Raw genomic sequence first — 14,403 nt, 5'->3', positions numbered from 1 at the left:
CTGCCACAAAATAGTTGGCAAATAGATGCATAGATAAACGGTGTTTCACTTAATAAATGCGGGTTTGAAAGCAAGCGGTCGGCACGTTTAATCCGATGTTTTTCATAAGCTTTAGTACTAATCCCACGACCAATACTCGTTACGCTTGCTGCGCTTCCATGAAGAAGGCTTTTCACGCACGCCGTTACCACATCCCGACGCGCTTTATGCATTTTATAGCTGACAAGCGATATGACATTGTTCACAATAGATAGGGCATTCATGGCAGTTTGGTCTCGGTGATTTTTGGCGATTGATCTGATCACCAAACGTCATGAATGTTCCTATCTTTTTTTATCTTATTGATATTGCATTATTATTTGTGGGGATACCTCAGACTCTGACCCCTTGATTATAGGAGGTGGAGTTGGGCCATAAGCCGGGTTCTGTTCTCTTACGAGTGGCAATCATTCCTCTAGGCCAGCAATCGCTCACTGGCTCAAGCAACCTACCCGCCTCCCGTGCGGGCCGCACGTATAGGAGGCCTATTTGGTCTTGCTCCGGGTGGAGTTTACCGTGCCACAAACTGTTGCCAGTTGCGCGGTGCGCTCTTACCGCACCCTTTCACCCTTACCGGCGCCGAAGCGCTTAGGCGGTTTACTCTCTGCTGCACTGGTCGTCGGCTCGCGCCGCCCAGACGTTATCTGGCACCCTGCCCTGTGGAGCCCGGACTTTCCTCCCCTTTCTTGCGAAAGCGGCGATTGCCTGGCCAACTCCGGCGCGCATTGTAGCTAAGTTCGCCACCTCACGCCATGGCTTATTTCGCCGGCAGATCAAAATAGAGGATTTGCAAATCGTTAGTCTTGCTCACCTCAACTGCCTCGCCGGCAACAAAGGCAACCCCATCACCGGCTGAAACGGTTTCGCCATTGACCTGCGCACTGCCTTCTACTACTTGTAACCAGCCGATCCGGTTTTGGTTACCCGCATACTGCCAGTGGCTATCATTAACCAGTTTACCGGCCAGCACACTGACATCCTGATAGATCCGCAGTGATTCACCTTCGCCATATGGCGAGAATATCAGCGTTGGAGCCTCAGCCGGCTCTAATAACCCGGCAAAGTGCTTTTGCACATAACCCGGTGCTACATTGACCTGGTCAGGCACTACCCAGATTTGCAGAAACTGTACCAGCGACTGTTTACTGTGGTTAAACTCGCTGTGGCGAATGCCGGTTCCGGCTGTCATTTTTTGCACATCACCGGGGCGGATCACCGATTCATTGCCTTCACTGTCTTTATGCGCCAGTTCACCGCTCAGTACATAAGAGATGATTTCCATGTTGGCGTGACCATGCTCACCAAAGCCACCGCCAGGCTGCACCACGTCCTGATTGATAACACGCAGCGGGCCATGGCCCATAAAGCGTTCATCGTAGTAGTGCCCAAACGAGAATGAGTGCTGTGACTGTAGCCAACCTAAATTAACCTGGCCTCTTTCGGCCGCTTTACGAATTTCCATAACAGGCTCCTTAATGTTGATATGACCATCTTATCAACATCAAAAGGCAGGACAATAATAACAAATAAAGATACACTGTCGCATGAAATGCAACAATAAAGGGTGAAACAATGGATAAGCTTGGTGCTATGCGTGCTTTTATTAACGTTGCTCGTCAGGGCAGCTTCGCCGGTGCCGCCCGGCAAATGGGCTTGTCCCGGTCACAAATAAACCGCCAGGTGGTATGGCTGGAAGATAGCCTTGAAGTGAGTTTATTTAATCGCACCACCCGCAAAGTGGATTTAACCCATGCCGGGCAAGCCTATCTGGCCAATATCCTGCCAGTGCTGGAAAATCTCGATGACGCGGAGTTACAGCTACAGGACAATCAGCAATCCCTCTCCGGTACCATTAAAATAAACGCACCGATGTCGTTTGGCCTCACCCACCTCACGCCGGTGGTGCTGGATTTTATGCAAGCGTATCCGCAAATTCAGGTGCAACTGGACCTCTCCGATGAAAAGCGCGATCCGCTGTCGAACCAGTTTGATATGACGCTACGCATCGGCCCGCCAGAAAACAATCCGGCGCTGATTGAGCATGATATTACCTATACCTCTCGTTGCCTGTGCGCAGCTCCGGAATTTCTGCAACGCTACGGTACGCCAGGTTCGCCGAATGATTTAAAAGAACTACCATGCCTGCAATATGGCAACCTGGTGCATGGCAATTACTGGGATCTGCTATACCATAACAAATCGCAAAGGGTGCGCATCAATGGAGTACTGAGTTCCAATAATGGTGATGTGTTAAAGCAGGCGGCGATAAAAGGCATGGGCTTAGCGCTGCTACCTACGTTTATTGTGGGTGAGGCCATAGCAAAAGGGCAACTGGTGCCGGTACTTCAGGCCTGGCAACCTGCGCCGTTATTAATTTCATTACTGTATGCGCCTAATCGCCATATGGCCATGCGCCTGAGTGTGTTTGTAAAGTATATTCAAACGGCCTTTGAAGACGCTGAATTTTTACTGGAAGGTTAGCTGTGGCGGTTTGATAACGTATTGAAGCTGACAATAAAAAAGCACACAACGGGTATTCGCCAATGTGTGCTTTTATAGCTTTGGGCGGGCTGGCAGCCCGCCAGCCAATTAATTAGGAGTAATGGCGTTGTGATAAACGTCCTGAACGTCGTCACAGTCGTTAAGCATTTCCATGAACTTCTCGAACATGGGCATGTCATCTTCGCTGATTTCGACCTCTGTTTGTGGAATAAAGCTGATTTCTTCCGCTTCAAATTCCAGATCGGGCTTGGCGTCGGTTAGCGCAGTTTTTACTTTATAAAACTCAGTGTGTGGCGCATACACCGAGATTTTGCCGTCTTCGCACTCTACATCCGTAACGTCTACATCGGCTTCCATCAGAATTTCGAGGATTTCGTCTTCGTCGTCACCGGCAAAAATGAAAATCGCCTGATGCTCAAACATGTGCGCTACGGCACCCTGGGCACCAATTTTAGCCCCGGTTTTGGTAAAGCAGTTACGCACATCAGTAATGGTACGGTTGTTGTTGTCGGTAAGGCAGTCCACGATCACCATGCAGTTACCCGGGCCAAAGCCTTCGTAACGTGCCGGCACAAAATCTTCACCTGCGCCACCGGCAGCTTTATCAATGGCTTTTTCGATAACGTGGCTGGGCACCTGGTCTTTTTTAGCTTTTTCCATCAGGCGTTTCAGCGACAGGTTGGTATCCGGATCCGGGCCGCCGTTTTTAGCACATACGTAAATTTCTTTACCGTATTTAGAATAGACTTTGGTTTTGGCGCCAGCCGTTTTGGCCATGGCGTTTTTTCTTACTTCGAATGCTCTTCCCATCTTAGGTATCTCTTGTTGTTTCCAGCTTGGTCGCTACGCACTGCGCCCAGGCTGGCGAATGCATTTATACAGGGCTAATGCCCCGATTTTAACGACTTTTATAATTTAAGGTAAGTGTTCTCTGCCCAAATATTCATGGGACTGCATTTCCTGCAAGCGGCTCAGGCACCGTTTAAACTCAAAATTGAGCATGCCTTCGGTGTAGAGGTCTTCCAGAGCAACTTCTGCCGACATGATAAGCTTAACATGCCGCTCGTAAAACTCATCAACCATGGCAATAAAGCGGCGGGCAACGTCATCATTCCCCTGACCCATTTGCTTCACGTTAGCCAGCAATACGGTATGGTAACAACGGCTCAGTTCAATGTAATCAGACTGGCTGCGCGGGCCTTCGCACAGCACTTTAAAGTCTATCATTAATACGCTGTCGGAATCCCGCAGGGTTTGCAGGGTGCGATGGTTCACCTCAATGGTGGCATCCTGATCACCTTCACTGTGGGCGAGCTGGACAAAGTAGTTATTGAGGTTTACCAGAGCCAGCTCATCCAGCGGATAATGGTAGATCTCAGCCTGTTTGAGGGTACGCAACCGATAATCCACGCCACTATCAACATTCACCACATTACAGTGTTTGTTGATCAGCGCAATGGCCGGCAGGAACCGCGCTCGCTGTAAACCGTTGCGATATAACTCATCGGGTACGATGTTAGAGGTCGCCACCAGCACAATACCCTGGGCGAATAGGGCTTCCATCAGGGTACCCAGGATCATCGCATCGGTAATGTCAGAAACGAAAAACTCATCAAAACAAATGATCCGCGTTTCGCTGGCCAGTTTGGCAGCAATGGTATCTAGCGGATCCTGTTTGCCGCCCAACAGCTTGAGCTCTTCATGCACACGGTGCATAAAGCGGTGAAAATGCACCCGCATTTTGTTTTCGAAAGGCAGGCACTGAAAGAAGGTGTCCACCAGGTAGGTTTTACCGCGGCCAACGCCACCGTAAAAATAAATGCCCTGCACCGCCGTTGCGGCCGGTTTGCCACCAAACAACGACTTTATCTTACTGGCAAAGCCACCTTGTGAAGCGGGCTGACTAAGCAAATCTTCGTACAAGCGCTGAAGTTCACGTACGGCGTTTTCCTGGGCCGGATCGTGCTTAAAGTCATCGCGAGTCAGGTCTTGCTGATATTTTTCCCAAGGCGTCATCGCCTGCTATTCTCCTGTAGAGACTGATTTGTTCACAAAAGGCCCGGTAGCAGACCATCAACATTGCACTGACAGGGATAAACACATGAGTGATGTTAACTTGCCAGCACTACTCAGTGTTTTGCCACACTGACTGGTTGGGCGTCTCAGCCCTGAATGGAGCGCTATTATGCCTTAAATTTGCACTAACACCAACGCAACACCGTATAAAGCAACGGATAGTGCGATAGATGGAACTCATATGGCCTGGAAAGTTGCCCGAAAAAGGCCTCTTACGACACATTTTGCCACAATAAGTCAGCGCAAAGTGTGTTAGCTCTTGCTATAGTCTGAGTTATGCATAGTATGCAGCATACTACGCGTCTACTGTCGAAGTTTGGCAGCGGTAAGCCCTGATAAAACCTGTCAGGACTTTCCGGTTAACAGTTACATTGGAGAAAATAATGGAAGTGGTTATCCCCTTAGCGATGCTGGCAATTGGTTTAATAATTGGTTTTTTTGTTGCCCGGTTTATGTACACCAAAGAGGGGGCAGTGAAAGCCAACGAGGCCGCAGAAAAGGCCATTAAGGAATTGCTCGCACAGCAGTCGCAGCACCATATTTTTCAGGTAAAACAATCCATCGAGGCTATTGAAAAACAATGTAATGGCCTTAAACAGAGTTTATCTGAATACGAAGACCTGCTTGAAACCACGGATTCAGACGCTGCGCCGGCGGTCCCGTTTTTTGGCGAACACACCACAGCCTATTTACGGAACAACATTAAAGGTGCGGAAAAGGTTAAACCGAACGCGAACAGCGATACCCAGCCACTGGATTTTGCTAACCACAGTTCGGGGTTATTCGTCGGCAATACTGTGCCATCTGCCGAAGAGAAAAAATAACCCGCGGAACTTTTCAGGCAAATATACAGTCTGTGGTTAGGAAATTGCGATTCGCAATGAGACTAGGAGTGTATGTGTCTATGAATAAGTCTTTTCGAAAGCTTGTGTTGGTATCAGCGGTGGTTACCAGTACATTAGGTATGTCGGTATCCACGCAAGCTGCTCTTCCCTTTTTTAGTGACAGCAAACAAGAAGTGCCAACCCTGGCGCCTATGCTGGAAGAAGCGATGCCTGCGGTAGTGAGCATCGCCGTGGAAGGTACTCAAACCTCACGCCAGCAGGTGCCGGAAATGTTCCGTTACTTTTTCGGCGGGCCTTCAGAGCAAGCTCAGGAGCGCCCGTTCCGGGGTTTGGGTTCTGGCGTTATTATTGATGCGGACAAGGGGTATGTTGTAACAAACGCCCACGTGGTAGCTAACGCGGATGAAATTACCGTAAAGCTAACCGATGGTCGTGAGTTTACGGCTAAGAAACTAGGTGCCGATGAGCAGAGCGACGTAGCCCTGTTAAAAATTGATCCGGATGACCTCACCGCCCTGCCTCTGGCCGATTCAGACAAAGCCCGGGTAGGCGATTTTGTGGTAGCCATTGGTAACCCGTTTGGTCTGTCGCAAACAGTCACCTCAGGTATTGTGAGTGCGCTTGGGCGTTCCGGCCTGAACATCGGTGGTTATGAAGACTTCATTCAAACCGACGCTGCTATCAACCGCGGTAACTCGGGTGGCGCACTGGTTAACCTGCACGGTGAGCTGGTCGGTATTAACACCGCAATCTTTGGTCCTAATGGCGGCAACGTTGGTATCGGCTTTGCGATTCCGGCCAATATGATGAAGAGCCTGGTGGATCAAATCGCTGAGTTTGGTGAAGTTCGCCGCGGCTTATTGGGAATTCTGGGCAGTAATGTAGACCAGGGCCTGGCCGAAGCCATGAATTCAGAAGTGAACAAGGGCGCATTCGTTAGTGAAGTACAGCCCGACTCTGCCGCCGACAAAGGCGGTGTTAAGGCTGGTGACATCATTGTAGCGGTAAATGACAAAGAACTGCGCAGCTTTGCTGAATTACGTGCCAAAATTGCCAGCATGGGCGCAGGCGCTGAAGTAGAGCTAACAGTGATCCGCAAAGGTGAAACACTGGAGCTGGATGTTATTCTGGATGATGCAACACAAAACGAAGTAGTTGCCGAGCAAATCCATCCAGCGCTGCAAGGTGCAACACTTATCAATGGCGAAGATGCCGACGGTAATGCAGGGGTACTGGTTAGCGAAATTGCTGAAGGTTCTCCAGCACTGCGTATTGGCCTGCGTGAAGAAGACGTAGTGTTAGCAGTAGGTCGCCAACGGGTAACCAACGTGATGGAATTCCGTGACGCTATCGAAAACACTAAAGGTGTTATCGCTATGAACGTCCGTCGTGGTAATGCCTCACTGTACGTGGTTATTCGCCAGTAATTCACCTTTACTATTGATGAAAGGCGGCCTCAGTGCCGCCTTCAAACATCACCGTCATTCCGGCCTAAAAAATAAAGACATACAGGCATTCGAGCCGGTATCTCCTTAACTATCTGACTACCCGTGAATATCCTTTTGAATGAGCAAAGCTGTTCAGAAGATCCCCGCTCAAGAGCATGCGGGGATGACCGAGGAGGTGCATGTGTGGATGACGACTTTTATTTCTGTCATACCGGCCACCGAGCCGGTATCTCCCTAACCGCCTTACTACCCGTAAATATCCTTTTGAATGAGTAAAACTGTTCAGGAGATCCCCGCTCAAGAGCATGCGGGGATGACGGAGGAGATGCATGTGTGGATGACGGAGGAGATGCATGTGTGGATGACGGAGGAGGTGCATGTGTGGATGACGGAGGAGGTGCATGTGTGGATGACGACTTTTATTTCTGTCATACCGGCCACCGAGCCGGTATCTCCCTAACCGCCTGACTACCGGTAAATATCCTTTTGAATGAGTAAAACTGTTCAGGAGATCCCGGATAATTTCTGCGAAAATTCCGGGATGACGGAGTATTGGATGATGGCAATAACGAGCGCGTCAGCGCGTTTTGGGCTTTTCCTTTGGTTCTTGTTATCGCGAGATACTGGAAATGGGCAGAACCAGTAAAAGCGTAGAGGCGTCATGGATGACGACTCCGGCCAGCGAGGGCAGGACGCCCTCTCTGGTCGATAGGTTTTACCTGCCCATTGACAGTACGCTTTTCGCGATTTAAGAACTGGCAGGTTTCCAAAGGGGAGCCACCTCCCCTTTGGGTGCTGTCGGCACCCCGACAAAATGCGGAGATTACCTATGTTGCCAATATACCCCGTCATACCGGCCCCCGAGCCGGTATCTCCTTAACTACCTGGCTACCCGTAAATATCCTTTTGAGTGAGCAAAACTGTTCAGGAGATCCCGGATATTTTCTTTGAAATATTCCGGCATAACAGAGGTAGTTTGGATTACCGGAATAACGGGTTAATAGAAACGTTAATACGGATAACAGCAGTTGTTTGGCAAAACTACTTATAACCTTCCTGACGAAAATGTTATGCTTGTTATTATTATCAATCTCTCTGGGTTGTGGCAGGCCCAACGTCAAGCAGAATAAGAATTAACGTGGCGAGCAGACAACTCTTTTCATATATTTTTCGTTCAGTCTTTTTAGGACTGGTTGTGGCTTTACTGATCCTGTTTCTGGTGCCGGATTTACGCCAGGGTACCGGCTTTGGCACCAGTTGGTTAGCGCAAACGCCACAAAGTGCCAAGCGGGAAACTTATTATCCAGCCCTGAGTCGCTCCGCTCCTGCCGTAGTTAACATCTACAGCGTGAGTATTGAGAACAATCCCAATTATTATAATCAGGCGCGGCAACGTACCAGTTTGGGCTCTGGCGTCATTATGACCGAATCAGGCTATATTCTTACCTGCCATCACGTAATTAAAGACGCCAATAGTATTTTTGTGGCGTTGCAGGATAACCGGGTTGCCGAAGCGCAAATAATCGGTTCCGATCAGCTTACCGATTTAGCCGTGCTAAAGGTGAACGAAAACAACCTGCATGTTATCCCCCAGTTAGAAGAGCCGGATTTACGCGTTGGTGATGTGGTAATGGCCATTGGTAACCCTTACAACCTCGGTCAGACCATTACCCAGGGCATTGTGAGCCGCGCCGGCAGAACTGGTCTTTCCAACAGCTACGTTGACTTTATTCAGACCGATGCGGTACTTAATCAGGGTAACTCTGGTGGCGCACTGGTCGACAGCAACGGCTACCTGGTGGGCATTACCAACGCTAATTTCCAGGTCCGTGATGAACGTCGTGGCACCTACATCGTCGACGGTATCAACTTCGCGGTTCCTTACGAGCTGGCGGTACGGGTGATGGAATCGATTATCACCAATGGCAAAGTGACTCGTGGCCAGTTAGGTTTTATCGGTGAAGAGTTACGCGGCGGCCCCGGCATTGAGGTAAAAGCAGTAGCTGCCAATTCGCCCGCCGCTCAGGCCGGTTTACGCCCGGGCGACATAATTATGTCAATTGATGGTATTCGCCTCGAAAGTGCCTCTAAAGCGCTGGATATGATAGCGGAAACCCAACCTGGCACCGTGCTGGAGCTGGAAGTCAGCCGTAATGCCAGCCTGTTTACCATTCAGGTGACGGTGGCAGAACTACAGCTTCAGTAGTCTTTTACTAAAAAAACTTACGCTGTTTTTGAATTACTCATCTATTATTGAGGTAATGGATCTGCAGTTCAGGAACAATTTTAATGGTAGAAGTGATTACCAGGGTCGACTCCAGCCCAAGCCTTAAATACGGGAGTTACTCCATTCATATCAGCGGTAACCTGTTGTTGTTGTTTTTTCGTGGCACCTGATCGGAGAAATGTGCGGCAGATTATATTCGCGACGTATCCCGATTCCGCCACGAGCAAGGTCTTAATCACTTTGCCTCTATAGCCATTATCAGTGAATGGCAGTTGGGCACACCCGAAGCGATCAATATGGTCTCAAATGTGATCCGACGCGGCGCAGAAATGGGTATGGTGGCACAATTTCTTCTTGCGGAAGGTAACAACCACCTGTCGCTGCATATTGCCCGGCAAAATGTTGAAAAGGCATTTCCTGGTGCGATCACGGGGGCTTCTCTGGATGATTTCCTACCCGCTCTCGACAAACATGGGATTCATTTTGACGAACAGCGGGTACGAAATATTCTGGCCGCTAATGGCCGGTGTGACTAGCAGATAACGCAGGTTATTCGCTAACCCGCGATACCACTGCGCCTAAACCGCCCAGTTTGTGCTCGATGGCTTCATAGCCACGATCCAGGTGATAAATGCGGCTGATATGGGTTTCGCCCTCTGCGACAAGTCCGGCAATGATCAGACTGGCTGAAGCTCTGAGGTCGGTTGCCATTACCGGCGCGCCCTTCAACGAAGACTCACCTTTACTTACCGCACTGTTGGTTTCCAGTGCAATTTCCGCGCCCATGCGCTGTAACTCAGGCACGTGCATAAAACGGTTTTCAAAGATGGTTTCGGTAATCACGCCGGTGCCTTTTGCAACGGCATTAAGCGCCACAAACTGGGCCTGCATGTCGGTAGGAAAGCCCGGGTGAGGCGCGGTTTTTACTTTTACCGCAGTTAACGGCGTGTTACTACGGTCCAGCTCAATCCAGTCTTTACCGGTGGTAATCACTGCCCCGGCCTGTTGCAGTTTGGATAGCACAGCATCAAGCGTTTCTGGAGCCGCATTTAAGCATTTAACATGGCCACCGGTTACTGCCGCGGCAACCAGATAGGTACCGGTTTCAATGCGATCCGGTAATACCGCGTAGTCGCAGCCGTTTAGAGCTTCAACACCATGAATTCGAATCTTATCGGTACCGGCGCCGGAGATACGTGCGCCCATGCTGTTCAGGCAGTTGGCCAGATCAACAATTTCCGGCTCCCGGGCGGCATTTTCGATAACCGTTTCGCCATCGGCCAGTGCCGCGGCCATCATCAGGTTTTCGGTAGCCCCCACACTCACGATATCCATAAAGATACGCGCGCCTTTCAGGCGGCCATCAACACTGGCACGTACATAACCTTCATCCACATTGATAACCGCGCCCATTTTTTCCAGGCCTTCCAGGTGCAGGTTAACCGGTCTGGCACCAATGGCACAGCCACCGGGTAAAGACACATTGGCCGTGCCTAATCTGGCCAGCAGCGGGCCGAGCACCAGAATGGATGCGCGCATAGTACGAACTAATTCATAAGAAGCGGTATCACTGGAAAGTTCAGCAGCATGCAACAGTACGGTATTGGTGTCCTGTTGCTCTACGCCTACGCCTAAGTCTTTCAACAGCGCCAGCGTGGTGCTGATATCTTTAAGTTGAGGAACGTTGCTGTACCTGCAGGGCTGTGCCGTTAGCAAGCTGGTCATTAATAATGGCAAGGCGGCGTTTTTAGCGCCAGAAATAACCACTTCGCCATTCAACGGCGGACTTTTTTTAATAATGAGTTTATCCACTGGTGAATCCTGCGTGGGTTATTGCGGCATATTAAACTGACGCTCGCGCTGCCAGTCTTTTTCAGTAAAGGTTTTAATCGATACAGCATGCATTGAACCATCGGCAATGAATGCGTTTAAAGGAGCGTATACCGCTTGCTGGCGTTTCACCCGGCTCATTTCTGCAAAGGCATCGCTCACCGCAATTACGGTAAAGTGTGAGCCGTCACCTTTGACATAAACTTCGGCTAAGTCGAGTTTTTCTTTCAGTAAGCTTTCTATTTCTTTAGTGTCCATGACTCTCCGGCAGTATGGTTTTTACCCGACCGGCAATACGTCGTCGAGTTCGCTGATTTTTGCCAATTTAAGCATTTTTTCCGGCAGGTTGCACAAGGTAATTTTCACCCCCTGTGCATTTCCCTCACGAATGGCATTAAGTGTCCATGCAAGGCCGGCACTGTCGACTCGCTGCACATCCTGAAAGTCCAGTTCGCAATGTTTAGCAGCGCGCAGGCGCTGCTGTTCACTATTGCCCAGCGAAGACCACCATTCCTGACTCAGGGTCTGACGATCCAGAGCGCCGTTGAGCTTGATGGTTTGTTTATCGGCCACTATTAATCTGCCTCACGGGTACTGCCATCCAGTGATTTCAGCTGGATAGGCTTAGCGATGCGCTCGCGCATGATTTCGATTACTTTTTCAATACCTTCGGTACGCATTACCGGTTCATACTGCTTTATTTCGTTTTGCAGCATGCTGATACCTTCGGCAACCATGTCGTAAGCTTTCCACTCGTCAGCTTTACCGCTTTTACGCACTTTAAAAGCCACTTTAATATCAGGGCGGTCACCGTCGCGGATCAACGCCCGGACAGTAACATTTTTATCGCCATCGAACTCTTCAGCCGGGGCGAATACCACTTCCTGATCGTCGTAGTAGCTCAGTGCATCGGCATAGCTGGTTACCAGGTACTGACGGAACACACGAATATATTCAATCAGTGTCTCGCGATCGGTTTTCTTCATATCCAGATGCTTGCCCAGCACTTTAAAAGCACTGTACTGATAATCAATATAAGGTAGCAGCTCCTGCTCCATGATATCGCGCAAGATTTCCGGATTAGCGGTAATATCGTCTTTCGACGCCTTGATCCGCTCAAAGGTGCGGTTGCCAACCTGCTCCACCATTTTATACGGGTCCTGGGTGTTAACCTCTGGCAAAGAATCCTGAGCACTTACCGGCAGGACAACCATCACCAGTAATGTAAAAAATGCGGCTAATTTTGCTTTCAACTTCTCTCTCCTAACCTCACAATGCGATGCGATACTTATTTGTAAAGACCGGCTTATTGTCACTATTCTTCACTATTGCGGCTGAACAGGAACTGACCAATCAGTTCTTCCAGCACTAACGCTGAACTGGTGTCCTCGATATAGTCACCTTCAGCCAGATTCTCAACCCCATCGATGGTAAATCCGGGTTCAAAACCAATATATTGTTCGCCGAGTAAACCAGAGGTCAAAATTGACGCCGAACTGGTTTCCGGAAACTCGTTGTATTCACTCTGGATAGTTAACTCAACGACCGGACTGTAATCGTCTTTATCCAGCTTGATTGCATTTACGCGACCAATGGTAACGCCGCCCACTTTTACCGGTGAACGTACTTTCAGGCCACCAATGTTTTCAAACTTGGCATACAGGGTGTAGGTATCACCGTCGGTTACCACCGTCTGATTAGCTACCTTTAACGCCAGCAGTAACAAGGCTGCGATAGTCATTAAGACAAACACACCTACCATTAATTCCGTTTTATAACGATTCATCGTACCCAGCCCCCTTATTCAATACCAAACATCAGGGCGGTGAGCACGAAGTCCAACCCTAATACTGCCAATGACGAAAACACCACGGTTTGTGTGGTTGCCTGACTGATACCTTCTGAGGTTGGTATCGAATCATATCCTTTAAATATGGCAATCCAGGTCACAACCAGGGCAAATACGAGGCTTTTTATCACCCCATTTATGACATCTTTGTCCCAATCGACGGTTGCCTGCATAATTGACCAGTAACTACCGGCATCAACGCCCAGCCAGTCAACGCCAACCAAATGACCGCCAAGTATACCTACTGCAGAAAAAATGAGTGCCAGCATAGGCATGGCTATCATGCCCGCCCAAAAACGGGGCGCGACCACACGGCGCAGCGGATCCACCGCCATCATTTCTAAACTGCTCAATTGTTCAGTGGCCTTCATTAAGCCAATTTCGGCGGTCAGCGCCGAGCCAGCACGCCCTGCAAATAACAGGGCGGTTACCACCGGCCCTAATTCACGCAGTAGCGACAGCGCCACCATGGGGCCCAGACTGCCTTCAGCTCCGTAGTCGGTGAGAATGGTGTAGCCCTGCAAAGCCATAACCATGCCGATAAACAGGCCTGACACAATAATAATCGCCAGTGACTGTACACCCACCACATACAGCTGGCGGATGGTAAGCGGTATATTCTTCAGGCTGGGCGCAGCAAACAGCGCGCCAAACAGCATTAAACCAGCCCGGCCAGATGCAGCTACCCGTTCCAGAGTGTGGCGACCGGTTTGTTGTATCCAGTTCAATCGCTTTCTCCCAAAAATGCTGCGCGTAAATCGTCTGCCGGGTAATGAAACGGTACCGGACCATCAGCCTTGCCCTGCAGAAACTGTTGTACCAACTCTGAATCACTGCCTTTGATTTGCTCGGCGGTGCCTTCTCCTATCACCCGCTGGTCGGCGAGAATATAAATATAATCGGCGATTGTCAGTACCTCGGTAACATCGTGGGTTACCACAATACTGGTGAGGTTGAGAGCATCGTTAAGCTCGCGGATCAGCTTTACCAGCACACCCATGGAAATCGGGTCCTGGCCGGCAAATGGCTCATCGTACATAATTAAATCCGGATCCAGCGCGATAGCCCTGGCCAGCGCTGCCCGTCGGGCCATACCGCCGGATAGTTCACTGGGCATCATCTGCGCTGCACCACGCAGCCCTACAGCCTGTAGCTTAAGCGCAACGATAGTGGCGATGATCGATTCTGATAATTTAGTGTGCTCGCGCAGCGGAAAAGCGACGTTATCAAACACTGTCATGTCGGTGAACAATGCGCCACTCTGGAACAGCATGCTCATACGACGACGATTATGATAAAGCGCTTTGCGGCTCATTGCCGGGATGGACTCACCGTCAAAGGTAATGTCACCACCGTCAGGTATGAGTTGTCCGCCTATCAGCTTAAGCAACGTGGTTTTACCTATTCCACTCGGCCCCATCACAGCAGTGATTTTGCCTTTGGGCACACGCAGAGAAATGCCGTCATAAATAACGCGCTCCCCACGGGAAAAGGTCATATTTTTTACGTCGACTAAATAGTCCATGTTACTTTGCATTTCCTGTGCAGGCCTTAGCCCTGAAGTCCGGTTACACTACCCGACCTCGG

The 14,403-nt window shown here is 49.8% G+C and carries 16 protein-coding genes, 1 other RNA gene and 1 pseudogene; 6 read left to right on the top strand and 12 right to left on the bottom strand.

Annotation, left to right across the window (positions count from 1 at the left end):
- The 3 genes and pseudogenes from C6Y40_RS25060 to C6Y40_RS22210 all read right to left on the bottom strand — a co-directional run.
- Positions 1-263, bottom strand: a pseudogene (locus tag C6Y40_RS25060) (IS4 family transposase); the annotation flags it as partial.
- Positions 264-398: 135 nt separating this feature from the next.
- An RNA gene (gene rnpB, locus C6Y40_RS22215) (RNase P RNA component class A) lies at positions 399-756 on the bottom strand.
- Positions 757-796: 40 nt separating this feature from the next.
- On the bottom strand, positions 797-1,501 hold the full coding sequence (locus C6Y40_RS22210) for a pirin family protein (protein ID WP_105936583.1): 705 nt from the start codon (positions 1,499-1,501) through the stop codon (positions 797-799).
- 110 nt (positions 1,502-1,611) lie between these two features.
- On the opposite strand from C6Y40_RS22210, the gene C6Y40_RS22205 reads away from it, so the two are divergent.
- Entirely contained in the window at positions 1,612-2,520 is a 909-nt protein-coding gene (locus C6Y40_RS22205; protein WP_105936582.1) for a LysR family transcriptional regulator, read from the top strand.
- 108 nt (positions 2,521-2,628) lie between these two features.
- On the opposite strand, the gene C6Y40_RS22200 is transcribed toward C6Y40_RS22205, so the two are convergent.
- Positions 2,629-3,351 (bottom strand): YebC/PmpR family DNA-binding transcriptional regulator, encoded by a 723-nt coding sequence (locus C6Y40_RS22200; protein WP_105936581.1) that lies wholly within the window; start codon positions 3,349-3,351, stop codon positions 2,629-2,631.
- Positions 3,352-3,456: 105 nt separating this feature from the next.
- Positions 3,457-4,557, bottom strand: a complete 1,101-nt coding sequence (zapE, locus tag C6Y40_RS22195; protein WP_105936580.1) for a cell division protein ZapE — start codon at positions 4,555-4,557, stop codon at positions 3,457-3,459.
- Between the two features lie 443 nt (positions 4,558-5,000).
- On the opposite strand from zapE, the gene C6Y40_RS22190 reads away from it, so the two are divergent.
- The 5 genes from C6Y40_RS22190 to C6Y40_RS22175 all read left to right on the top strand — a co-directional run bounded on the left by C6Y40_RS22190 (position 5,001) and on the right by C6Y40_RS22175 (position 9,673).
- Positions 5,001-5,441: a ZapG family protein gene (locus C6Y40_RS22190; protein WP_105936579.1), complete on the top strand. Its 441-nt coding sequence runs from the start codon at positions 5,001-5,003 to the stop codon at positions 5,439-5,441.
- Between the two features lie 80 nt (positions 5,442-5,521).
- Complete coding sequence (locus tag C6Y40_RS22185) at positions 5,522-6,889, top strand: DegQ family serine endoprotease (protein ID WP_105936578.1); 1,368 nt, start codon at positions 5,522-5,524, stop codon at positions 6,887-6,889.
- Positions 6,890-7,178: 289 nt separating this feature from the next.
- Positions 7,179-7,370 carry a hypothetical protein gene (locus tag C6Y40_RS24855; RefSeq protein WP_170308560.1) on the top strand — a complete coding sequence of 64 codons (192 nt, stop codon included), beginning with the start codon at positions 7,179-7,181 and terminating at the stop codon, positions 7,368-7,370.
- A 735-nt stretch (positions 7,371-8,105) separates the two neighbouring features.
- On the top strand, positions 8,106-9,116 hold the full coding sequence (locus C6Y40_RS22180; RefSeq protein WP_420836951.1) for a trypsin-like peptidase domain-containing protein: 1,011 nt from the start codon (positions 8,106-8,108) through the stop codon (positions 9,114-9,116).
- A gap of 317 nt (positions 9,117-9,433) precedes the next feature.
- The gene (locus tag C6Y40_RS22175) at positions 9,434-9,673 is read left to right on the top strand and encodes a hypothetical protein (RefSeq protein WP_105936576.1); all 240 of its coding nucleotides are present in this window, start codon (positions 9,434-9,436) and stop codon (positions 9,671-9,673) included.
- Between the two features lie 13 nt (positions 9,674-9,686).
- Here C6Y40_RS22175 and murA read toward each other — a convergent pair whose 3' ends face one another.
- The 7 genes from murA to mlaF all read right to left on the bottom strand — a co-directional run bounded on the left by murA (position 9,687) and on the right by mlaF (position 14,341).
- On the bottom strand, positions 9,687-10,949 hold the full coding sequence (gene murA, locus C6Y40_RS22170; RefSeq protein ID WP_105936575.1) for a UDP-N-acetylglucosamine 1-carboxyvinyltransferase: 1,263 nt from the start codon (positions 10,947-10,949) through the stop codon (positions 9,687-9,689).
- Between the two features lie 18 nt (positions 10,950-10,967).
- Positions 10,968-11,225, bottom strand: a complete 258-nt coding sequence (locus C6Y40_RS22165) for a BolA family protein (protein WP_105936574.1) — start codon at positions 11,223-11,225, stop codon at positions 10,968-10,970.
- Between the two features lie 21 nt (positions 11,226-11,246).
- Positions 11,247-11,540 carry an STAS domain-containing protein gene (locus C6Y40_RS22160; RefSeq protein ID WP_240622056.1) on the bottom strand — a complete coding sequence of 98 codons (294 nt, stop codon included), beginning with the start codon at positions 11,538-11,540 and terminating at the stop codon, positions 11,247-11,249.
- 2 nt (positions 11,541-11,542) lie between these two features.
- On the bottom strand, positions 11,543-12,181 hold the full coding sequence (locus C6Y40_RS22155) for an MlaC/ttg2D family ABC transporter substrate-binding protein (protein WP_105936587.1): 639 nt from the start codon (positions 12,179-12,181) through the stop codon (positions 11,543-11,545).
- Between the two features lie 101 nt (positions 12,182-12,282).
- Positions 12,283-12,753 carry an outer membrane lipid asymmetry maintenance protein MlaD gene (gene mlaD, locus C6Y40_RS22150; RefSeq protein ID WP_105936572.1) on the bottom strand — a complete coding sequence of 157 codons (471 nt, stop codon included), beginning with the start codon at positions 12,751-12,753 and terminating at the stop codon, positions 12,283-12,285.
- Between the two features lie 14 nt (positions 12,754-12,767).
- Entirely contained in the window at positions 12,768-13,544 is a 777-nt protein-coding gene (gene mlaE, locus C6Y40_RS22145; protein WP_105936571.1) for a lipid asymmetry maintenance ABC transporter permease subunit MlaE, read from the bottom strand.
- Positions 13,541-14,341, bottom strand: coding sequence for a phospholipid ABC transporter ATP-binding protein MlaF (gene mlaF / locus C6Y40_RS22140; RefSeq protein WP_105936586.1), 801 nt, complete (start codon positions 14,339-14,341; stop codon positions 13,541-13,543). Before mlaF ends, mlaE begins: the two co-directional genes overlap by 4 nt.
- Positions 14,342-14,403: the final 62 nt, after the last annotated feature.

Source organism: Marisediminitalea alba (assembly GCF_002993365.1).
GTDB classification, from domain to species: Bacteria; Pseudomonadota; Gammaproteobacteria; order Enterobacterales; family Alteromonadaceae; genus Alteromonas; species Alteromonas alba.
Note: the sequence above shows the minus strand (reverse complement) of the source record. Positions and strands in the feature narration are given on the sequence as shown.

Coding starts and splice junctions, on each gene's coding strand:
- C6Y40_RS22210 (WP_105936583.1), bottom strand. CDS start 1,501: ATGGAAATTCGTAAAGCGGCCGAAAGAGGCCAGGTTAATTTAGGTTGG.
- C6Y40_RS22205 (WP_105936582.1), top strand. CDS start 1,612: ATGGATAAGCTTGGTGCTATGCGTGCTTTTATTAACGTTGCTCGTCAG.
- C6Y40_RS22200 (WP_105936581.1), bottom strand. CDS start 3,351: ATGGGAAGAGCATTCGAAGTAAGAAAAAACGCCATGGCCAAAACGGCT.
- zapE (WP_105936580.1), bottom strand. CDS start 4,557: ATGACGCCTTGGGAAAAATATCAGCAAGACCTGACTCGCGATGACTTT.
- C6Y40_RS22190 (WP_105936579.1), top strand. CDS start 5,001: ATGGAAGTGGTTATCCCCTTAGCGATGCTGGCAATTGGTTTAATAATT.
- C6Y40_RS22185 (WP_105936578.1), top strand. CDS start 5,522: ATGAATAAGTCTTTTCGAAAGCTTGTGTTGGTATCAGCGGTGGTTACC.
- C6Y40_RS24855 (WP_170308560.1), top strand. CDS start 7,179: ATGAGTAAAACTGTTCAGGAGATCCCCGCTCAAGAGCATGCGGGGATG.
- C6Y40_RS22175 (WP_105936576.1), top strand. CDS start 9,434: ATGGTCTCAAATGTGATCCGACGCGGCGCAGAAATGGGTATGGTGGCA.
- C6Y40_RS22165 (WP_105936574.1), bottom strand. CDS start 11,225: ATGGACACTAAAGAAATAGAAAGCTTACTGAAAGAAAAACTCGACTTA.
- C6Y40_RS22155 (WP_105936587.1), bottom strand. CDS start 12,181: ATGGTTGTCCTGCCGGTAAGTGCTCAGGATTCTTTGCCAGAGGTTAAC.
- mlaD (WP_105936572.1), bottom strand. CDS start 12,753: ATGAATCGTTATAAAACGGAATTAATGGTAGGTGTGTTTGTCTTAATG.
- mlaF (WP_105936586.1), bottom strand. CDS start 14,341: ATGGACTATTTAGTCGACGTAAAAAATATGACCTTTTCCCGTGGGGAG.